The sequence below is a fragment of the Mesorhizobium sp. M0659 genome (assembly GCF_040320605.1).
In the GTDB taxonomy this organism is placed as follows: Bacteria; Pseudomonadota; Alphaproteobacteria; order Rhizobiales; family Rhizobiaceae; genus Mesorhizobium.
Window position 1 is genome coordinate 249028 of sequence record NZ_JAMYPY010000008.1, and the last position, 18689, is coordinate 267716.

General features: G+C 62.0%; 22 protein-coding genes. 17 read left to right on the forward strand and 5 right to left on the reverse strand.

Annotated features, from left to right (window positions below; all coding sequences use genetic code 11):
* The first annotated feature begins 25 nt into the window (after window positions 1-25).
* The 9 genes from NKI31_RS15885 (at window position 26) to derI (ending at window position 9759) form a co-directional block, all read left to right on the forward strand.
* The gene (locus NKI31_RS15885) at window positions 26-673 is read left to right on the forward strand and encodes a DUF2291 family protein (protein WP_023681693.1); all 648 of its coding nucleotides are present in this window, start codon (window positions 26-28) and stop codon (window positions 671-673) included.
* A complete protein-coding gene (locus NKI31_RS15890) occupies window positions 670-2208 on the forward strand; it encodes a sugar ABC transporter ATP-binding protein (RefSeq protein WP_023833798.1) in 1539 nt (512 codons plus the stop codon). The genes NKI31_RS15885 and NKI31_RS15890 overlap by 4 nt, the downstream gene beginning before the upstream one ends.
* Before the next feature lie 26 nt (window positions 2209-2234).
* Complete coding sequence (locus NKI31_RS15895) at window positions 2235-3368, forward strand: ABC transporter permease (protein WP_023688198.1); 1134 nt, start codon at window positions 2235-2237, stop codon at window positions 3366-3368.
* Between the two features lie 39 nt (window positions 3369-3407).
* Window positions 3408-4349, forward strand: a complete 942-nt coding sequence (locus tag NKI31_RS15900) for a D-ribose ABC transporter substrate-binding protein (protein ID WP_081726801.1) — start codon at window positions 3408-3410, stop codon at window positions 4347-4349.
* Window positions 4350-4458: 109 nt separating this feature from the next.
* Window positions 4459-6018, forward strand: a complete 1560-nt coding sequence (locus tag NKI31_RS15905) for an FGGY-family carbohydrate kinase (protein WP_352652037.1) — start codon at window positions 4459-4461, stop codon at window positions 6016-6018.
* Window positions 6015-7532 (forward strand): glycerol-3-phosphate dehydrogenase, encoded by a 1518-nt coding sequence (locus tag NKI31_RS15910; protein ID WP_023691089.1) that lies wholly within the window; start codon window positions 6015-6017, stop codon window positions 7530-7532. Before NKI31_RS15905 ends, NKI31_RS15910 begins: the two co-directional genes overlap by 4 nt.
* Window positions 7532-8470, forward strand: coding sequence for a sugar phosphate isomerase/epimerase family protein (locus NKI31_RS15915; protein WP_352652055.1), 939 nt, complete (start codon window positions 7532-7534; stop codon window positions 8468-8470). Before NKI31_RS15910 ends, NKI31_RS15915 begins: the two co-directional genes overlap by 1 nt.
* A gap of 57 nt (window positions 8471-8527) precedes the next feature.
* Window positions 8528-9295, forward strand: a complete 768-nt coding sequence (locus NKI31_RS15920) for a triose-phosphate isomerase (RefSeq protein ID WP_352652038.1) — start codon at window positions 8528-8530, stop codon at window positions 9293-9295.
* Window positions 9296-9321: 26 nt separating this feature from the next.
* Window positions 9322-9759 (forward strand): D-erythrulose-4-phosphate isomerase, encoded by a 438-nt coding sequence (gene derI, locus NKI31_RS15925; protein WP_023672592.1) that lies wholly within the window; start codon window positions 9322-9324, stop codon window positions 9757-9759.
* A 15-nt stretch (window positions 9760-9774) separates the two neighbouring features.
* Here derI and dhaL read toward each other — a convergent pair whose 3' ends face one another.
* Together dhaL and NKI31_RS15935 are read right to left on the reverse strand one after the other, a co-directional pair.
* A complete protein-coding gene (dhaL, locus tag NKI31_RS15930; RefSeq protein ID WP_352652039.1) occupies window positions 9775-10416 on the reverse strand; it encodes a dihydroxyacetone kinase subunit DhaL in 642 nt (213 codons plus the stop codon).
* Between the two features lie 24 nt (window positions 10417-10440).
* Entirely contained in the window at window positions 10441-11448 is a 1008-nt protein-coding gene (locus tag NKI31_RS15935) for a dihydroxyacetone kinase subunit DhaK (protein ID WP_352652040.1), read from the reverse strand.
* Between the two features lie 416 nt (window positions 11449-11864).
* On the opposite strand from NKI31_RS15935, the gene NKI31_RS15940 reads away from it, so the two are divergent.
* From NKI31_RS15940 to NKI31_RS15960, 5 genes are all read left to right on the forward strand, one after another.
* Window positions 11865-13169 (forward strand): tyrosine-type recombinase/integrase, encoded by a 1305-nt coding sequence (locus NKI31_RS15940; protein WP_352652041.1) that lies wholly within the window; start codon window positions 11865-11867, stop codon window positions 13167-13169.
* Window positions 13166-13729 carry a hypothetical protein gene (locus NKI31_RS15945; RefSeq protein ID WP_352652042.1) on the forward strand — a complete coding sequence of 188 codons (564 nt, stop codon included), beginning with the start codon at window positions 13166-13168 and terminating at the stop codon, window positions 13727-13729. Before NKI31_RS15940 ends, NKI31_RS15945 begins: the two co-directional genes overlap by 4 nt.
* 274 nt (window positions 13730-14003) lie before the next feature.
* Complete coding sequence (locus NKI31_RS15950) at window positions 14004-14198, forward strand: helix-turn-helix transcriptional regulator (protein ID WP_352652043.1); 195 nt, start codon at window positions 14004-14006, stop codon at window positions 14196-14198.
* Window positions 14198-14428 (forward strand): hypothetical protein, encoded by a 231-nt coding sequence (locus tag NKI31_RS15955; RefSeq protein WP_031193113.1) that lies wholly within the window; start codon window positions 14198-14200, stop codon window positions 14426-14428. The genes NKI31_RS15950 and NKI31_RS15955 overlap by 1 nt, the downstream gene beginning before the upstream one ends.
* Before the next feature lies 1 nt (window position 14429).
* Complete coding sequence (locus tag NKI31_RS15960) at window positions 14430-14672, forward strand: hypothetical protein (protein WP_023818106.1); 243 nt, start codon at window positions 14430-14432, stop codon at window positions 14670-14672.
* Window positions 14673-14721: 49 nt separating this feature from the next.
* On the opposite strand, the gene NKI31_RS15965 is transcribed toward NKI31_RS15960, so the two are convergent.
* Window positions 14722-15735, reverse strand: a complete 1014-nt coding sequence (locus tag NKI31_RS15965) for a class I SAM-dependent methyltransferase (RefSeq protein WP_352536932.1) — start codon at window positions 15733-15735, stop codon at window positions 14722-14724.
* Window positions 15736-15831: 96 nt separating this feature from the next.
* Between NKI31_RS15965 and NKI31_RS15970 the strand changes: the two genes are divergently transcribed.
* From NKI31_RS15970 to NKI31_RS15980, 3 genes are all read left to right on the forward strand, one after another.
* On the forward strand, window positions 15832-16020 hold the full coding sequence (locus NKI31_RS15970; RefSeq protein WP_352652044.1) for a glycosyl hydrolase 108 family protein: 189 nt from the start codon (window positions 15832-15834) through the stop codon (window positions 16018-16020).
* Window positions 16021-16188: 168 nt separating this feature from the next.
* On the forward strand, window positions 16189-16734 hold the full coding sequence (locus NKI31_RS15975) for a cupin domain-containing protein (protein ID WP_023681672.1): 546 nt from the start codon (window positions 16189-16191) through the stop codon (window positions 16732-16734).
* Window positions 16728-17795, forward strand: a complete 1068-nt coding sequence (locus tag NKI31_RS15980; RefSeq protein ID WP_023681671.1) for a glycosyltransferase family 2 protein — start codon at window positions 16728-16730, stop codon at window positions 17793-17795. The genes NKI31_RS15975 and NKI31_RS15980 overlap by 7 nt, the downstream gene beginning before the upstream one ends.
* Window positions 17796-17830: 35 nt before the next feature.
* Here NKI31_RS15980 and NKI31_RS15985 read toward each other — a convergent pair whose 3' ends face one another.
* Together NKI31_RS15985 and NKI31_RS15990 are read right to left on the reverse strand one after the other, a co-directional pair.
* Window positions 17831-18058 (reverse strand): hypothetical protein, encoded by a 228-nt coding sequence (locus NKI31_RS15985; RefSeq protein ID WP_023739028.1) that lies wholly within the window; start codon window positions 18056-18058, stop codon window positions 17831-17833.
* Between the two features lie 29 nt (window positions 18059-18087).
* Window positions 18088-18402, reverse strand: a complete 315-nt coding sequence (locus NKI31_RS15990; RefSeq protein WP_023739027.1) for a hypothetical protein — start codon at window positions 18400-18402, stop codon at window positions 18088-18090.
* Window positions 18403-18689 lie beyond the last annotated feature (287 nt).

Below are 18689 nucleotides of genomic sequence, written 5' to 3' on the forward strand. Positions count from 1 at the left end.
AATCCGCACCGCTGGTGGTTGCATCATGAGCGCGAAGGCCACCGCCCGGCAAGCTTCGCCCGGCCTGCGCCGGGTGCTTGCCGGCGCTGCGGTTGTGGTTCTGCTCGGCGCCATGGCGCTCGATACCAAGGTGATCAAGATCGGCTCTGCCGGCGATGTTCGCAACGCGGTGTTTTCGGCCGCCGACTACGGCAAGTCTGAATTTCCCAAGGTGCAGGCCGATGTCGAAGCGCGTGCCGCCGACGCCGCGACGGTGGCGGCGGCGATCGCCAAGGACAGGGCGACGGCCGAAAAGGAATATGGCGTGCCGGCGGGAGTCGGACCGGTCATCTCGGTCAAGTTCACCGGCGTCGTCGGCGAGGGAAAATCGGGCATCTACAAGGTCGCCGTCGACGGTTTGCCGGACACGTTGACCGTCCGCGTACAGACTGGGCCGGCGATCAACGGAACCGAGCTTCGCGACGCCACCGGCAAGATCACCTTTGGTCAGTTCACCAACCAGATCGAGTATCAGGACGCCGGCTCGGCGCTGAACAACGAGATGAAGAAGGAGGTGCTGGCGAAAGTCGATACCAGTGCCTTGACCGGCAAGACAATAGCGGTGGTCGGCGTCTTCAAGCTGGTCAATCCGAAGAGCTGGCTGGTCACACCGGTGAGGCTGGACGTCAAATGACAATGACTGCCGGCACAGAACCCGCGACTGGCGATGCCGTGCTTTCGGCGCGCAATGTCGTCATGTCGTATGGCGGCGTCCACGCGCTCAAGGGCGTCAACTTCGACATCCATCGCGGCAAGGTCACCACCCTGTTCGGAGAGAATGGCGCCGGCAAATCGACGCTGATGAAGATCCTGTCCGGCGTGGTGACGCCGACATCCGGCGACATCGTGCTCGACGGCAATCTCGTCAGCTTTGCCTCGTCTTCGGACGCGCGCGATCGCGGCATTTCGATCATCCACCAGGAGCTCAGCCTGGCGCCGAATCTGAGCGTTCGCGACAACATCTTCATGGGCCGCGAACTGCGCACCAGAACCGGCCTCGACTTCGCCGAGGAGGCGCGCCAGGCGCGGGCGCTGATGGCCGACCTCGAAGAAGACATCGATCCGATGACCCTGGTCGAGGACCTGCGCCTGGGGCAGCAACAGATCGTCGAGATCGCACGCGCGCTGTCGGTCGATTCCCGCATCCTGATCATGGACGAGCCGACCTCCGCACTCAGTGCGACCGAGGTGGAGGTGCTGTTCAAGGTGATCCGCGACCTGACCAGCCGCGGTGTCTCCATCGTCTACATCTCGCATCACCTCGAAGAGGCGCTGCAGATCACCGACTACGCCGTCGTGCTGCGTGACGGGGCGATCACGGCAACGGCCGAGGCCAAGGACATCGACCTCGAATGGATCGTCCGCAACATGGTGGGCGAGAATTTCGATCTCGGCTCGCCGCCGACCGGCCACGAGTTCGGCGCGGTGGCGCTGTCGATCGAGGATGTCAGCGTCACCGACGCTTCGGGTTCAGGCTACGTCGTCGATCATCTGTCGCTGGATGTCAAAGCGGGCGAGATCGTCTGCATCTATGGGCTGATGGGCGCGGGCCGCACGGAATTGCTGGAGGCCGTCGCCGGCCGTGTGCCCATGGCGGGCGGGCGGGCGCTGCTGGAGGGTGAGGACGTTTCGGGACTGACCATTGCGCAGCGCATCGCCCGAGGTCTGGTTCTGGTCCCCGAGGATCGCCAGCGCGATGGCCTGGTTCAGACCATGACCGTCGGCCGCAACCTGTCGCTTGCCAGCATCGAGGCATTCGCCAAGGGGCTCTTCCTCTCCCGGCAGAGGGAGCGCGCACTGATCGACGATTCGATCCGCAAGGTGACCATCAAGACCGCGGGCGGCAATGCCATGATCGGATCGCTGTCGGGCGGCAACCAGCAGAAGGTCGTCATCGGCAAGATGCTGACGACGAATCCCAAGGTCATCCTTCTCGACGAGCCGAGCCGCGGCATCGACGTCGGCGCGAAGGCCGAAGTCTTTCGCTTGCTCAGCGAGCGTGCCGCGCAAGGCCTGGCGGTCGTCTTCTCGACCTCGGAGGTCAATGAGTGCCTCAGCATCGCCCACCGCATCGTCGTCATGCGGCGCGGCAAGATTTCAGCCGAATTCGGCGCCAACGCCACCAAAGAGCAGATCATGGCCGCCTCCGGCGAAGCCGTGGTCGCCTGACCACAGAATTTCCGGAGCCCCGACCCATGAGCGATGTCAGCCAGGCCAGCAAACAGTCCAGCCCCAATGCGGGCGGCGAGGGCTTCGACGTGGCCAAGCTGCTGCTCGAAGGCCGGGCCTTCTTTGCCCTGATCGTCATCATCGTCGTCTTCTCGATCCTGTCGCCCTACTACCTTTCGGTGGCGAATTTCCTGACCATGGCCTCGCATGTCGCCATCTTCGGGATTCTCGCCGTCGGCATGCTGCTCGTCATCCTCAACGGCGGCATCGACCTGTCGGTGGGGTCGACGCTCGGGCTTGCCGGCGTCGTCGCCGGTTTTCTGATGCAAGGCGTGACGCTGACCTGGCTCGGCGTCGTTCTCTATCCGCCGGTCTGGGTGGTCGCGGTGCTGGCCTGCATGCTGGGCGCCGCTGTCGGGCTGATCAACGGCGTGCTGATCGCGCGGTTCAAGGTTCCGGCCTTTGTCGCCACGCTCGGCGTCATGTACATGGCGCGCGGCCTGGCACTGCTGATGACCAGCGGCCTGACCTACAACAATCTCGGCGGCAAGCCGGAGTTGGGCAACACCGGTTTCGATGCTCTCGGCTTCAACCGCCTGTTCGGCGTGCCGACCGGCGTGGTGGTGCTGGCGGTCATCGCGCTGATCGGCAGCATCGTCCTGAACCGCACCGCCTTTGGACGCTGGCTCTACGCCTCGGGCGGCAATGAGCGCGCCGCCGAACTCTCCGGCGTTCCGGTCAAGACTGTGCAGATTTCGGTCTATGTGCTTTCAGGCATCTGTGCCGCCATTGCCGGCCTGATCCTGTCCTCGCAGTTGACCTCGGCCGGACCGACCGCTGGCACCACTTACGAACTGACGGCCATCGCCGCCGTCGTCATCGGCGGCGCCGCACTCACCGGCGGGCGCGGCAACATTCGCGGCACCCTGCTCGGAGCCTTCGTCATCGGCTTCCTGTCCGACGGTCTGGTGATCATCGGCATCTCATCCTACTGGCAGACAGTGTTCACCGGCGCCGTCATCGTGCTCGCCGTGCTCCTCAATGCCGTTCAGTATCGCCGCCGTAGCAAGCTTCCAGCTTCGACGGGCGGCCAACCGACTTCTCAGAAACGGGGGAAGGCCGAACCGGCCAATCCTGCCCAAGGGAAGACTGCCAGCTGACTGGCAGCAAGACCGCGTAAAATCATTGGAGGAATGTACATGAAAATCGTGCTTAGAAGTTTGCTTGCCGCCGCGATGGTGGTCGGGTTTAGCGCAGCCGCATCGGCCGCGGGCCTGATCTCGATCATCGTCAACGATCCGGCCAACCCCTACTGGCTGACCGAAGGCAACGTTGCCAAGGCCGAAGCCGAAAAGCTTGGCTATACAGCCAACGTCGCCGCCCACAAGGGCGACACCAATACCGAAAGCAATCTGATCGACACCGCCATCACCAACAAGTCGGTGGCGATCATCCTCGACCCGGCCAATGCCGATGGTTCGGTCGGCGCGGTGAAGAAGGCGATTGCCGCCAACATCCCGGTTTTCCTCGTCAATGCCGAGATCAACCAGGAAGGCCTCGCCAAGGGCCAGCTCGTCTCCAACAACGCGCAGGGTGCGGCTCTCGGTGCCCAGCAGTGGGTGCAGGCGGTCGGTGAAAAGGGCAAGTATGTCGAACTGCTCGGCGCCCCGTCGGACAACAACGCCGCCACGCGCTCGAACGGCTACGCGACCGTGCTGAGCCAGTATCCGGATCTCGAAAAGGCCGCTTCGCAGGTCGCCAATTGGGATCGCACCCAGGGACACGACAAGATGCAGAGCATGCTGCAGGCCAATCCCGACATCATCGCCGTGATCAGCGGCAACGACGAAATGGCGCTTGGCGCAGTTGCGGCGCTGAAGGAAGCTGGCAAGCTCGCCGGCATCAAGGTCGGCGGCTTTGACGGTTCCCCGGATGCGGTTGCGGCCATCAAGTCCGGCGAACTGCAGTACACCGTGCTTCAGCCGGTGGCCATCTTCTCGGCCAAGGCCGTGCAGCAGGCCGACTCGTTCATCAAGACGGGCGCTACTGGCGCCACCAGCGAGAAGCAGCTGTTCGATTGCCTGCTCATCACCAAGGACAATGTGGACAAGTACACCGCACCCTTCGTGCTGTCGGAATAAAACGTGCTCAGGGGGTGTCCTTTGCGGACACTCCCTGGCTCTTCCACGGCTCCAGACAATAAAGACTGCTCCTTGTGAATTGCCTTCATAATCATCCGGAACGTGCGGCATGAAAGACCTGCTGATCGGGATCGACGCGGGAACGTCCGTGATCAAATCGGTCGCTTTCGATCTCTCGGGGCGGCAGCTTACCATGGCGTCGGTGACCAACAGCTTCGTCACGCTGGAAGGCGGCGGCGCCGAGCAGGACCTTGATCAGACCTGGCGCGACATGGTGCTGACCGTTCTCGATCTGGCGACGAAAATTCCAGACCTCGCGCGGCGAACCGCGGCCGTCGCGGTCACCGGGCAGGGCGACGGCACCTGGCTGATCGATGGCGACGGCATGCCGGTCGGGCGCGCCTGGCTCTGGCTCGATGCGCGCGCCGGACATCTGGTGGACGAGATGCGCGGCGATCCCCGGGATCGCACGCGGTTCGCGATCACCGGCACCGGGCTCAACGCCTGCCAGCAGGGCGCTCAGCTCAGCTGGCTGAAGAAAAACAGCCCGGAAATCCTGGAGCGCGCCGCCAATGCCTTTCACTGCAAGGATTGGCTCTATTTCAAGATGACCGGCGAGCGCGCCACCGATCCTTCGGAGGGAACATTCACCTTCGGCGATTTCCGCTCGCGCAGCTATTCCGACGAGGTGCTCGACATTCTCGATCTGACGTCGCACCGCCGGCTGCTGCCGCCAATGCTCGAAGGCACGACCGACCATCATCCGCTTTCTGCGTCGGCAGCAAATGAGACCGGCCTGCTTGAGGGCACGCCGGTGGTGCTGGGCTATGTCGACATGGTCAGCACCGCGCTTGGCGCCGGCCTCTATGATCCAAGCGGCAATGTCGGCTGCACGGTCATCGGCTCGACCGGCATCCACACACGCCTGGCGCGCACTGCCGACGACGTCGTTCTCAACGACGATGCATCAGGCTACACGATCGCCATGCCGGTTCCTGGCGCGTATGCGCAACTGCAATCCAACATGGCGGCGACGCTCAACATCGACTGGCTGCTTGGCCTGGCGCGCGACGTGCTGACCGCCAGCGGCGCAAAACCTTCGCGCGACGAGCTGCTGAAAGCGCTCGATGTCTGGGTCGAGGGATCGGAGCCGGGATCGCTGGTCTATCAGCCCTATATCTCGCTTGCCGGCGAACGCGGACCGTTCGTTGACCCCGACGCACGCGCGGGCTTCATCGGCCTCTCGGTCAAGCACGGTTTTGGCGATCTGGCGCGCGCAGTTCTCGAAGGATTGGCCTTCGCGGCCCGCGATTGCTACCAGGCCATGGGCAGCGTGCCCGGCGAAATCCGCCTGTCTGGCGGCGCCGCGCGCAGCCCGTCGCTGCGCCGTATCGTCGCTGCGGCGACCCGCGCGCAAGTCAGGACCAGCAGCCGCCAGGAAGCCGGCGCCGCGGGTGCGGCGATGATGGCCGCGGTCAGGCTTGGCGTCTATCGCTCGATGGATGTTTGCTGCGCCGAGTGGGTGACGCCGCTGCTGGGCGAATGCGACGCCTATGACGAGGCGCTTTCGCAAACCTACGATGCGCTGTTTCCGTCCTTTGTCGCGGCGCGTCAGGCGCTGCATCCGGTGTGGAAATCGATGGCGCACCGCACAGGAGCTAAGTCTTGAGCGATACAACGGATATTGTCGATCTCTTCGTGATCGGCGGTGGCGTCAACGGCGCCGGTATAGCGCGCGATGCCGCGGGTCGCGGGCTGTCGGTCATCCTGTGCGAGAAGGACGATCTGGCGCAAGGCACCAGCTCGCGTTCCGGCAAGCTGGTGCATGGGGGCCTGCGCTATCTCGAGTACTACGAGTTCCGGCTGGTGCGCGAGGCGCTGATCGAGCGCGAGGTGCTGCTTGAGGCGGCGCCGCACATCATCTGGCCGATGCGCTTCGTGCTGCCGCACAGCCCCGAAGACAGGCCGGCATGGCTGGTCCGGCTCGGGCTGTTTCTCTACGACCATCTTGGCGGCCGCAAGCGCCTGCCGGGAACGAGGACGCTGAATTTGAGAACCGCGCCGGAAGGAGCGCCGATCAAGGATGAATTCAAACGAGGCTTCGAATATTCGGACTGCTGGGTCGATGATGCACGGCTGGTGTTGCTCAATGCGCTCGACGCCAGTCAGCGTGGCGCAAAAGTCTTCACGCGCACGGCCTGTATTGCTGCCAGGCGCGAAGGCGGCCTGTGGTCGATCGACATGCAGGATGGCCGCACGGGTGCTGTGACGAGGGCCCGCGCACGCGGGTTGGTCAACGCGGCCGGGCCATGGGTGAATGACATCGTCAGCCGCGTCGCTGGACAGAATTCCACCCGCAACGTTCGCTTGGTGAAAGGAAGCCATATCGTCGTGCCGAAATTCTGGGAGGGACGGCAGGCCTATCTCATCCAGAACAACGACAAGCGGGTGATCTTCGTCAACCCGTATGAGAACGATCTGGCGCTGATCGGCACCACCGACATTCCTTATGAAGGTCGGCCCGAAGAAGTGGCCGCCGAGGCAAGCGAGATCAATTATCTGATCAAGGTGGTCAATCGCTACTTCAAGCGGCAGCTGACCGCGCAAGACGTGGTCTACAGTTTCTCGGGCGTGCGTCCGCTCTATGACGACAATGCCGACAACCCGAGCGCGGTGACGCGCGACTACATCTTCGAACTCGACGCCCCGAACGGTGGCGCGCCGCTGCTTTCTGTGTTCGGCGGCAAGATCACCACCTTCCGCAAACTGTCCGAACATGCGCTGGAAAAGATCCAGCCCTTCTTTCCGACCATGAAGAAGGCCTGGACAGCCAAAATTCCCCTGCCGGGAGGCGACCTGCCCAACGCGGATTTCGAGCAGTTCCTGGGCGATCTGCACGCCGAGTTTTCGTGGCTTAGCCCGTCGCTGGTGAAGCACTATGCCCGCAGCTACGGCACGCGCACGCGCGCCTTGCTGAAAGGCGTAAAAGGCGAAGCCGATCTCGGCCGTCGTTTCGGCCCGGATTTCTATGAGCTCGAAGCTGTCTTCCTGTTCGAGACCGAATGGGCGATGACCGCCGCCGACGTTCTCGAACGCCGGACCAAACACGGGCTGCATATCAATGCGGCCGAGCGGAAAACATTCGAAGACTGGTGCACAAAGACAATGGCGGCGGTGAACTGATGGCCTTCACGCTTTCGCTGAACACCAACCCGCTGGTCAATCGCTTCGCCGATCCCGACGATCTGATCGACGCCATTGCCTATGGCATCGGCATCCGCGACGTGCAACTGACGCATGAATTCGTCAATCCGGGCTGGCCGGCGGCAACGATCGCCAAGTTCGTTCGCCTGTTCAACAGCGCCCTGGCGCGGACCGGCGTGCGGATCACTTCGGGTATGACCGGTCCCTATGGCCGGCTCAATCATTTCGGCCATCCGGACGCGGATGTGCGCCGCTATTATGTCGATTGGTTCAAGACCTTCGCCGACATCTCCGCCGAACTCGGCGCGTCGGGCATGGGCACGCAGTTCGCCATATTCACCTACAAGGATTTTGACGATCCGCAGCGGCGTGCGGCCCTTTTCGATATCGCGCTCGAATGCTGGCGCGAGGTGGCCGAGCACGCCAGGGCTGCGGGCCTGACCTATCTGTTCTGGGAGCCGATGTCGGTCGGCCGCGAGTTTGGCCACACGATCGAAAGCTGCGTTGAATTGCAGGGCGCCATCGATGCGGCGAAACTGCCGATCCCGATGCGGATGATGGTCGACATCGACCATGGCGACGTGACCTCGCCCAATCCTGACGACACCGATCCCTATGCGTGGGCGAAAGCCTTTCCGCTGCAGTCGCCGATCATCCACATCAAGCAGTCGTCGATGAACAAGGGCGGTCACTGGCCGTTCACGGCCGCCTACAACAAGGATGGCCGCATCGTCCCGCAAAAACTGCTCGATACCGTGCGGGCTGGTGGCGGAACCGACAATGAGATCTGCCTCGAACTTTCCTTCCGGGAGAGGGAGCCGGTCGATCATCAGGTTATCGCGATGATCCGCGAGTCGGTGGATTTCTGGGCGCCCTATATCGACGCCGGCCGCGACAGCCTCAAGCCTCGGGCCTGAACGAATCCCGAAAGCCGGCGCGATATCGGCCAGAAAAGTATCGAAGGAGGAAAAGAAATGGCCCCATATTGGGTCGGCACGAGCTGGAAGATGAACAAGACGCTGGCGGAGGCGCTGCAGTTCGCCGACGCGCTGGCGGCCTTCGTGCCTGGTTTCGATCCGGCGATACAGCCTTTCGTCATTCCGCCGTTCACCGCGGTGCGGCAGGTCAAGGCGGCGCTCGCCAGCACCCGCGTCAAGGTCGGCGCCCAGAACATGCATTGGGCCGATGCCGGCGCCTGGACGGGCGAGATTTCGCCGGTGATGCTGAGGGATTGCGGGCTCGACCTGATCGAACTCGGCCATAGCGAGCGTCGTGAGCATTTTGGCGAAACGGACAAGACCGTGGGACTGAAAACCGCAGCGGCAGTCAAGCACGGCTTCGTACCCTTGATTTGTGTCGGCGAGACGCTGGCCGAGCGCGAGGGCGGCCGCGCCGACACAATTCTGACCGCGCAGGTTTTGGGCGCGCTGCAGGGTCTCGCAAACAATGAGTTGTCGGCACAGATACTCTTTGCCTATGAACCGGTGTGGGCGATCGGCGAGAAAGGCATTCCGGCCAGCGCCGACTATGCCGACAAGCAGCAGGCGCTGATCAAGCAGGTCGCAGCAACCCGGTTGCCGACCGCCCCGCTTGTGCTCTACGGCGGCAGCGTCAATCCCGGCAACGCGGCCGAACTGATCGGCCAGCCGCATATCGATGGGCTGTTCATCGGCCGCTCGGCATGGCAAGCGGAAGGCTATATCGACATTCTCAAAAAGGCGTCGGCCGCCATCGCGCGCTGACCACGAAAACGAAGGAGTTAATTGCCATGAAGATCGCACTCGGAGCCGACAGCGCCGGCAAGCCGCTGCTCGATGTCATCGCCAAGCATCTCGCCACCAAGCCAGAACTGCAGGTCGTCGATCTCAGCCAGGCCGGATTCTACGCCGATATTGCCGCGGCGGTCGGCCACGAAATTGTCGACGGCAATTACGACCGCGCCATCCTGTTTTGCGGCACCGGCATCGGCGTCAGCATCTCGGCCAACAAGGTGCCCGGAATCCGCGCCGCGTTGACCCACGACACCTATTCGGCGGAGCGCGCTGCGAAATCCAACAACGCCCAGATCATCACGATGGGTGCGCGCGTCATCGGCCCCGAACTGGCGAAATCGATCGCTGACGCCTGGCTGGCTTCCGAATTCGATCCGAACGGACCTTCTGCCGCCAATGTGCAGGCTGTCGACAAGCTCGACGCGAAGCGCTGAGGATCCGCTCCCGACCTAGCCGGTCAAGGCGATCCGCATCGCCTCGATCACAGTTACGGCGGACGCCGCGCCTGGATCCATATGGCCAAGCGAGCGTTCACCGAGGCGGGAGGCCCGGCCCTTGGTGGCGATCATCGTCTTGGTCGCCTCCGCGCCGGCCTTTGCCGCCTCGGCTGCGGCCGCAAGGCTTCCGGCCAGCCCCTTGCCGGCGGCCAGTGCCTCGCCCGCAGCCGTTGCGGCCGGCGCCCACGCATCGATCATCGTCTTTTCGCCAGGCTCGGCCTTGCCGCGATCCTGAATGCCTCTGGCCATCGCTTGGAACATAGCGACCGCGTCGGCGTCGTCGAGCGTCGCCTTGCCCTTGACGGCGGCCGCGCCGCGCATGAACGCGGTGGCATAGAGCGGACCCGAGGATGCGCCGACTGCGTTCAGGAACGACTTCGCCGCGGTGTTCAGCAAGATGGTCGGATCGGTGGCGCCGGTATCCAATGCCGCGACGGCATCGCGTGCCGCGGCAAATCCAAGCTCCATCGCAATGCCGTGGTCGGCATCGCCGATCACCCCGTCAAGCGCGCACAACCGGTCCCGGTCGGCCGACATGGCGTCGGCGATTGCCGCGAACATCGCGGCAAGCCGCGTGGTGTCGATTGTCGTCATCTCTTGCTCCTTGCCGTCCCCAGTTTACCCGGCGCGAAACATGGCGCAGTCGCAAGGGTGGTCGAGCATCGTCTGCAACTCGTCGTCGAGGTGGTGCAGCGTGATCGAAGCGCCGGCCATTTCGAGCGAGGTGCAGTAATTGCCGACCCAGCTTGCGTGAATGGATACACCGATATCGTCAAGCCTCTGCTTCACCCGCCGGTTCATGATGTAGAGTTCCATCAGCGGTGTCGAACCCAGCGAATTGACCAGCACGGCGACTTTCTCGCCGCGTGCCGGCGCCATCTCGGAGAGAATCCTGTCCAGCATTTCGTCGGTGATCTCGTCGGCTGTTTTGAGTTTTCCGCGTGCGATGCCGGGTTCGCCATGGATGCCCATGCCGATCTCCATCTCGTCGGGTCCGATCTCGAAATTCGGCCGGCGGGTTTGCGGCAACGAACAGGGCGCCAATGCGACGCCCATGGTAAAGGTGTGGTCGTTGGCTTTCCCGGCAATGCGTTCGCATTCATCGAAAGACAACATGCGGTCGCAGGCGGCGCCTGTCGCCTTGAAGATGAAGAAGTTCCCTGCGACACCGCGCCGCTTGTGCCTGTCGCCAACGGGCGCGGAAGCGACGTCGTCGGTGCTCAGCACCGTACGCACCTCGATGTCGTCCATCGCGGCCATCTCGGCCGCCATGTCGAAATTCATGACGTCGCCGGCATAGTTGCCGTACATGAACAGCACACCGGCGCCGCCGCTCGCCGCCTTGGCGCATTCGAGGATCGGGTCGGGCGGCGGAGAGGCGAAGACATTGCCGATCGCCGCCGCGTCGGCCAGCCCCTTGCCGACGAAGCCGAGAAAACTCGGCTCGTGGCCCGAGCCGCCACCAATGACGAGGCCTACCTTGCCTTGGCGCGGTCCATCGCGGGCGATGATCGAGCGCGGGCTTCCGTCAACGGCTTTGAGATGTCGGGGATGCGCAGCCAGGATGCCTTCCAGCATCTCGTCGACGGCGCGATTGCCGTCATTGATGATCTTCTTGGTTTGCACCAACGTCCTCCCGATTTGGTATTTTCATAGATGATGCCGGGCGTTATCAGGCTGCCTTCGGGCGAGGGCAGGGGCGCGATGCCCGCCAAACTGCCTCGATCGGCTTCGTAGCTGTTACCAGCCGTTCTGGCAGAAGCTAAGCGGACCGAAGTGCGCGGACAATGGCGCTGTAGTGTACAAGATCGCACCACGGCTTAGAAAAGGCGGTGGCTCCCCGGGGCCGGATTCGAACCAGAGACCAACCGGTTAACAGCCGCTCTCGGGATAGCCCACCAGCGCCATATACCGGTTGTTCCACTCCTGAAAAACCCCTTGTTTCATGACGATTTCAGCTTTCCTGTTGCACATTAGAGCACACAGGGCAACATAGGCAGCAGTTGCATCCTGTTGCCCCGACGTTGCCCCGGAGAGCCCTAATGCCCCGCGAGAACCTGACCGACAACCGCCTGAAGGCTTTGAAGCCGGCTGCTCCTGGCAAGCGATACGTGATCATGGATGCCCAAATCCCGAGCATGGGCGTCCGCGTAACCGACAAGGAGCCGTCCAACGGTTCAAAGCTTAAGGCCGGACAAGTCAGCTTTGTCTACATCGCCCGTTTCGGTGTTGCAACTCAGCCAGCCCGCCGCGCGCTGGGAGAGTACGACGTCATGTCGCTTGAAGCGGCACGCACCAAGGCGAGGCAGTGGGCAGCGCTCATTGATCGCGGCATTGACCCGAAGGTCCAGGCTGACGAGGAGCGGCAGGCGGCGGCGAGGGCAGCGACAGAGAGCCGTGACCGGTCTTTCGAAACCATCCTTGAACGGTTCATCAAAGCCCGGCGCCGCGATGGCATCCGCAAGGCCGACGAGGACGAGCGCGACCTCAACCGGGAATGCCTGCCGAAGTGGAAGGGCAGGGACGTCGCCACCCTCACCAATGCCGACATCATGGAAGTGGTCGAACCGATCTATGCGCGCGGCGCGCAGCGGCAGGCGCTCAACATCGCCCAGAAGATCGGGACGTTCTTCGGCTGGTGTGTCGATGACGACCTGATCACCGCCTCACCCTTCCGGGCAAAGAAGGTGCGCACCACCATCGGCGAGAAGGGATCAAGGGACCGCGTCCTGACCGATGCTGAGATTGGGGCGCTCTGGACTGCCACGGCCGCTGGCGACGTCTACAGCGCCGTCTATCGGCTGCTGCTGCTGACCGGCCAGCGCCTCAACGATATCGCCCAGGCGTCATGGACCGAAGTCGACGTTGACCGCAAGACGCTGACTGTGCCGGCGGCGCGCTTCAAGTCCGGCCGCGATCACGTTGTGCCTCTCACTGACGAAGCGCTCGGCATCATCGCCGAGTTGCCGCGGTTAAAGAAATGCAACTGGCTTTGCTCGCTCGACGGCGCGGGACCGGTGACGATCGGCCACAAGGTCAAGCTGCGGATTGACGCCGCCATGCTCGCAGCGCTTCGGAAAGACGATCAAGAGGCCAAGCTGCCGGCGTGGGTCAATCATGACATCCGCCGGACGGTTCGCACCCGGCTGTCCGAGCTCGACGTGATGGACGAGGTTGCCGAGGCTGTCATCGGGCATGTGCCTACGGCGCTAGTCAGGACGTACAACCAGTCTGACCGCCTCAAGGTGAAGCGAGACGCCCTGACGCGCTGGGAGGGCGCGCTTGTGGCGCTGACAGGCCGCAAGACGGCCAACAATGTCATCCAGATAAAGGCGGTCGGTCAATGACCCTCAATTTCAACTATCAGCACGATTTCTCGGAGCGAGCCGAACGAGAGATCCTTTCAATGCTGGAATCCCAAGGGTTTTCCATGCCTCATGGCGATTGGCTCAGAACGAAGCTGCACGACATTGCAAATACGTTTCATTGGCCGGCCGAGCGGCGGAAAAAGGACACAGATCAAGGGACCGTCGATGAATGGAAAAGGCTCCAGGAGGCGGTGTCGTCCACCGTGCAGTATTCGGATAGCCAAAAGCTCGAGTTGTCGACGGCTACCGAGTTTGGGGCGGGTGTGCGCGTGCCTGATAGTTGGGACGACGCAGCTCCGGTCCCCATGTCGGAAGAAGAACTAAACGCATGCCTCGTTCCGGCTGAGTTCACCGAGGGTGACGTCGAGATCGCTAAACGGGTGCTTCACCGCCTGCTTGCGAGCGTGACCGCTATAGCTGACGGCATGGAAAAATGGTTGGAAGGTCGACCGACGAAAAACGAGCAGCCCGAGATCGATGGGCTCATACGTGGCCTCGGCTCTGGTGCGCGGCGTTTAAAGTGCCGATTGCTCATATAAAGATATCGGAGAGCGCCGGCAGCCCTACTGCCAATTTCATTGAGACCGGTGCCAAGCTATTCCTTGGCGCCGCGCCGCCTCGCAAGTCCATCGTCACTCGCATCATCGCTTATAGGGATGAAGAGAAAAAGCAAGCTATCCTGATTTGCCAGTGCTGATTGCGCTCTAAACCAGCACGCGGGTTTGTTCGCACAAAATTTCTTCAAAGAAGTGTATTTCCCGACGCTGAAATGACTACGCTATGAGGCCTTCGATAGCAACGTAAGGCACTCCAATGCAAACTCTTGTCGCCTTCAGTGAACGCCCCTCAAAGGGGATCGTGTACTCTCGAAATTACATCGACCGCATGATCAAGGAGCACCGGTTTCCTAAGCCGGTGTTCCTTTCGCCCCGTCGGCGCGCCTTTGTCGAGGCTGAGTTAGATGCTTGGGTGAAGGCCCGCGTCGACCAGCGAGACGCGGTGGCCTAATGACCACTGATCGCGAACATAGCGCCGCTATCGAGGAGGCTGCAGCCTGGCTGCGATCTGACAGGCGGGAGCGCATCAGCCGGCCAATTATCCCCCACCTGAAGCAGGCGTTCGGCCTGACCGCTGCTGAAGCGATCGAAGCGCTTGCCGCATCGTCTGCGTCGATAATCTATCTCGGGCAACGCAAGGGCAACGAAAGTGCTAGCCATCAACCCCGCTCAAGCGCCTGACATGGCCCGCAAGCATGGCGGCCTTGCTCAAGGCATGCTGGACCGTCGCACGCGCGAGTGGCGCCGCCGGCAGGAGCTTGTCGACATGTTCGCCCAAGCGCTCGGCGGTGCCGACACGCTGACCCCAGTGAAGGGCAAAATTCGAAGCGTCGACGCGATTTCGAAGGCGATCCGGGAGAACCCGGAACGTGCCATCCGGTTTGCAAGGCAGCCGGGGAAAACCTCGACGCCTGGTTCCCGATGAACCCGAAATAGACGCTAGAAGACGCTCTGCGGACGCACGGCCTGATCAACTAGTCCAGGCCGACCCTGCGCCGGATGCGTGTTGCCAGCAGGCTAACCAGTTCCCGCGTGGGGATGGTGTCTCTGGCGGCCGGCACCTTGACGATTTCCCGCTCGATCTTCACCGGCTGGATTTCGCGATAATCCGGCCCGACTTCGGCATCGAATTCCGCGTGATGCCGCAGAGCGAGCTTGATGCGGACGGCGTTTAGGGCGTCGTTGGAAAGCGCCGCATGGGTGTCGCTGCGGCGCAGCTGCACCACGAACTCCGAACCGATATTCTCTTCGATGAAGGCGATCTTAAAGTTGACAAGCTTGAGCGCGTTCAACTCGAAAATCGCCAGCTCGAACATCGCCGGCGTGAAGAACCATGCGTGGTTGTCGACATAGGGCCTGCTGTCGGACATGTCGCCTTTAAGGTCGCCCTGATATTCCGTCCATGCCGCTTCGAGGCTGTGGGCGTAGCCGAGCGGCGAGTGATCGCCTTTGATCCACGCCGACTTTCCGCCGCGTGTCGCCGCCGAGCATCGCCCCTCAAACAGCGCTTCCGGTGAATGCCTGATGCGGCCTTCCCGGTAGGCGGTGAGAATTTCGCGCAGGCTGGTGGGAGACTTGAGCAGGTCGAAGCATTTTCGCATATCGGGAACGGCCAGCGAAATGATGCCGTCCGGCTTCAACAAGCGGGAGCATTGCTGCAGGAAGCGAATAAGGTCCGGCGTATGCTCGATCACGTGGCTGGCGATGAGGCAATCAAAACCATCCGGCCGGACGGCCAAGGCGGCTTCGTCCAAGGGCTGGCCGGTCCAGACGATGTCGACATTTTCAATCTCGTCAACCTTGTTGCGGATGACTTCGGCCGTGTGACCACGGGCCATCTCGCGCAAAGCATCGCCGTCCTGGAAGTCCACTATTGTCGTATCCCAGCCGTCCGCCCTCGGAGCGATCGGGCTGAAGAACGGCCCGATTTCAATTATCGACATGCTGGTTTTGTCGATATTTCTCCGCAACTGTTCGAGACGGTCCAAAGTTGTTTCCTCCGCAAAGTAATACCCCCGCCCGGCCGTCTGATATTTGCTCGCGCGCGCTTCGTCCAGCCCGCCAGTTGGCGGAAAGGAACTCGCATGGCTGTTTCTCGCGAGAAGCAAAGCCTTGACCTCGTGCTGGTGCACGAACGCGGCTACTCCAACCATCCTGCCGACGGCCCGACCATGAAGGGCGTGACCGAGCGTGTTTATGACGGCTACCGCAAGCGCAAGGCCTTGCGCTTGCGGTATAGCAAGACGCCGGCAGCGGTTGGCGCAGCCGGGTGATGTCGTCGAACCGAAAGTCAAACGGCAGTTCCGCTCCACTCTCCAATCGGAGAAATTGGCTACAGTGCCGTCCTCTTTGATTGCGTGGCCTTCCACGCTGCCGTTGAAAGACAGTTAAAAGAAGGGCATGAGGAGCGCTGCCAAAGCTAATTAGATTGGATGAGTCCTATGACGCAGAGCATTCTCGATAAGACATTGGCAGGGGCCCAGAAGGATCAGGAGACGGTTCGATCCGGCGAGCCGATCGGCAAGGTCCCCGACGGCGTGACGTTTCACGACATGACCGCTCACCTCGACGACAGGGGAAGCGTCACCGAGGTCTACGACCCTCGCTGGAATTGGCATCCCGATCCGCTTGTTTTTTGCTACATGTTTACCATACGACCGAGAACGGTGAAGGGTTGGGCGCTGCATAAGCTTCACGAGGATCGATACTTCGTTGTCGATGGCGAGATGGAGGTCGTCCTGTATGACCCAAGGCCCGAGTCGAGCACCTGCGGACAGGTATTTCGGATTGTTCTGTCTTCAGCCCGGCCACGCCTGATGAACATCCCCAGATTCGTCTGGCACGCGGACCACAACATCGGCGCGAGGGACGTTAGAGCAATCAATTTTCCTACAATGCAATATGACCACGCCAATCCCGACAAATACCGGCTGCCGCTGGATACCGATTTGATCCCGGTCGACTTTGGCGGCCTCAAGGGATGGTAGACGACGCTCCGCCGCTCTTCAGCGTTCTGATGCCGACCCATAATCGTCCCGACTCTCTTGCCTATGCGATCCAGTCGGTGCTGGCGCAGACGGAGCAATCGTTCGAGCTTCTGGTCGTTGGCGACGGTGCAGCACCGGAGACCGAAGCGGTCGTGAAAAGCTTTTCCGACCCGCGCATTCGTTGGTTTGATTTCCCCAAGGCGCCTCACTTTGGCTATGCCAATCGAAATCTGGCGCTTCGATCGTCACGCGGGGAATTGATAGCCTTCGCCGCCGACGATGACCTGATGATGCCGGATCATCTTGCACTCATGCGCGGCCAGTTCGTCGATCCGTCGGTGGCACTTGTCTACGGCCAGGTCCTCTGGGTCTCGACCGACGGCATTTGCGGTCCTGATCTTACCAACCTGTTTTTTCCCGAAGAGCGGCGCCAATTCATGGCGAGAGGGAACACGATAGCGGCCTCAGGCGTCGTATATCGCGCCAGCGCTCTTGCAGAGCGGACGGTGTGGCCAGAAGATGTGAACGGGGCGGGAGACTGGGAGATCTGGCGTCGGATCGTGCTCACAAAGGGCTTCGCCGCCGTGCGCTACCTTCGCCTTCCTACGTGCCTGCATTTCTCCGCTAAGTGGAAAAACCTCAGAGACTCCGGATTCGCGAGGCTGACGGGCTTCATCAAAGCGTGTGAGACGTCGATCTGGTTTCCGGCGCCGCTACGGGTCGCCATTCCGACAGGACACCTGGAACAAAAGGTCTTCTGGGACATCATGTGTGTCGATCCCGATGGCTGGACCGCGCTCATTCGGGAAGCCGCAGCCGACGCCGTGAACCGACTTGCGCTCGACCGTCTCGAAAACCTGGCTACACCCGACTCGCCGCCCACACCCCCTCCTCCCCCCGCTGCCCCAGATGACGGCCGAGCCGAGGCGCTTGCGGTAGAAGTACAGGCTCTCGCGATTGAAAGGGACGCTATGAAGATGGAGATGGAGGCGCTCAAGCGCTCGAAGAGTTGGCGTTGGACTGCCCCTTTAAGGCAATTGCGAAGGCATATCGGCCGATAGGAGCCGGCGCCAAAGGGCATGAAGCGGCCGGATAATTATTCGTCCCCGTCGCCGAGGTACGCCTTCACACGTCCGAAATCGCGGTACATTCCGCCGTCCGGGTGTTTCTTCTCATGCCAGGTGATCGCCCAATAGCCGGTGTCCTGAAGACCCTCCATGACCATCACCCGATCGCGGTCGGTCGGGAAATGCTCCTTGAGAAGATCGTTGACGGCATTCAAGCCGCCGTCTCGGTAGGCTTGCAGATATACATCATCGACCATGGGATAATTCCCCTTTTCGCGGACTGTTGCTACCGACAGGGATGTTGCAGCCGGTGCTCTAGCAAGAGGGTTAAGACCTCTTCGGTTTTGTCCCGCCGGTGCTTCTCTGCCAAAGCGACTCTATCATTGCTAGGCCCCAGCGGCATCGATATCAGGAGGTCGGTGAGTTGCGGGTTGCACTCGAAGAGGATTGCCCTGGCCAGTAGGTCGGCCGGCTCGCAGAGGCCTTTGAACCGGTCGATCCCGGCGCCAAGGCAGGCTTCGAACGCCTCCCGCTTAGTAGTTTCGGCGCCCGCGGTGCAGATCGTCGCACCCATCACCAACGAACAAAGCATCGCTTTCATGGCTGAAGCATCGCGCGCAAGCTTCGCCCCCGCAAGGGCGTGCTTGAGTTTTTAAAGGTGTCGGCGCATCATCACCGGCGGAGCGTGAGAACTCCCGCGGATGGCCCTGCCGGGCCATCTGCACCCAGAGCATTGGCGGGGCGATCCCTCCAAGGATCGATATTGCCAACGGGTAGAACGAGCCGACTTAGCCGTCGGAGCGAACGGCAGCACTATGCCGGGAGAGCGGCGGCTATACAAGACCCGAAAGGGAAAGGCCGTTCGCGCATGGTCTCTGGCCATGTTCT

Excerpts from the sequence above, each read along its gene's own strand:
- NKI31_RS15945 (WP_352652042.1), top strand. The coding sequence starts at position 13,166 with ATGACCCTCAATTTCAACTATCAGCACGATTTCTCGGAGCGAGCCGAA.
- NKI31_RS15885 (WP_023681693.1), top strand. The coding sequence starts at position 26 with ATGAGCGCGAAGGCCACCGCCCGGCAAGCTTCGCCCGGCCTGCGCCGG.
- NKI31_RS15985 (WP_023739028.1), bottom strand. The coding sequence starts at position 18,058 with ATGGTCGATGATGTATATCTGCAAGCCTACCGAGACGGCGGCTTGAAT.
- NKI31_RS15890 (WP_023833798.1), top strand. The coding sequence starts at position 670 with ATGACAATGACTGCCGGCACAGAACCCGCGACTGGCGATGCCGTGCTT.
- NKI31_RS15895 (WP_023688198.1), top strand. The coding sequence starts at position 2,235 with ATGAGCGATGTCAGCCAGGCCAGCAAACAGTCCAGCCCCAATGCGGGC.
- NKI31_RS15960 (WP_023818106.1), top strand. The coding sequence starts at position 14,430 with ATGGCCCGCAAGCATGGCGGCCTTGCTCAAGGCATGCTGGACCGTCGC.
- NKI31_RS15915 (WP_352652055.1), top strand. The coding sequence starts at position 7,532 with ATGGCCTTCACGCTTTCGCTGAACACCAACCCGCTGGTCAATCGCTTC.
- NKI31_RS15920 (WP_352652038.1), top strand. The coding sequence starts at position 8,528 with ATGGCCCCATATTGGGTCGGCACGAGCTGGAAGATGAACAAGACGCTG.
- NKI31_RS15900 (WP_081726801.1), top strand. The coding sequence starts at position 3,408 with ATGAAAATCGTGCTTAGAAGTTTGCTTGCCGCCGCGATGGTGGTCGGG.
- NKI31_RS15975 (WP_023681672.1), top strand. The coding sequence starts at position 16,189 with ATGACGCAGAGCATTCTCGATAAGACATTGGCAGGGGCCCAGAAGGAT.
- dhaL (WP_352652039.1), bottom strand. The coding sequence starts at position 10,416 with ATGACGACAATCGACACCACGCGGCTTGCCGCGATGTTCGCGGCAATC.
- NKI31_RS15955 (WP_031193113.1), top strand. The coding sequence starts at position 14,198 with ATGACCACTGATCGCGAACATAGCGCCGCTATCGAGGAGGCTGCAGCC.
- derI (WP_023672592.1), top strand. The coding sequence starts at position 9,322 with ATGAAGATCGCACTCGGAGCCGACAGCGCCGGCAAGCCGCTGCTCGAT.
- NKI31_RS15905 (WP_352652037.1), top strand. The coding sequence starts at position 4,459 with ATGAAAGACCTGCTGATCGGGATCGACGCGGGAACGTCCGTGATCAAA.
- NKI31_RS15940 (WP_352652041.1), top strand. The coding sequence starts at position 11,865 with ATGCCCCGCGAGAACCTGACCGACAACCGCCTGAAGGCTTTGAAGCCG.
- NKI31_RS15950 (WP_352652043.1), top strand. The coding sequence starts at position 14,004 with ATGCAAACTCTTGTCGCCTTCAGTGAACGCCCCTCAAAGGGGATCGTG.
- NKI31_RS15980 (WP_023681671.1), top strand. The coding sequence starts at position 16,728 with ATGGTAGACGACGCTCCGCCGCTCTTCAGCGTTCTGATGCCGACCCAT.
- NKI31_RS15970 (WP_352652044.1), top strand. The coding sequence starts at position 15,832 with ATGGCTGTTTCTCGCGAGAAGCAAAGCCTTGACCTCGTGCTGGTGCAC.
- NKI31_RS15990 (WP_023739027.1), bottom strand. The coding sequence starts at position 18,402 with ATGAAAGCGATGCTTTGTTCGTTGGTGATGGGTGCGACGATCTGCACC.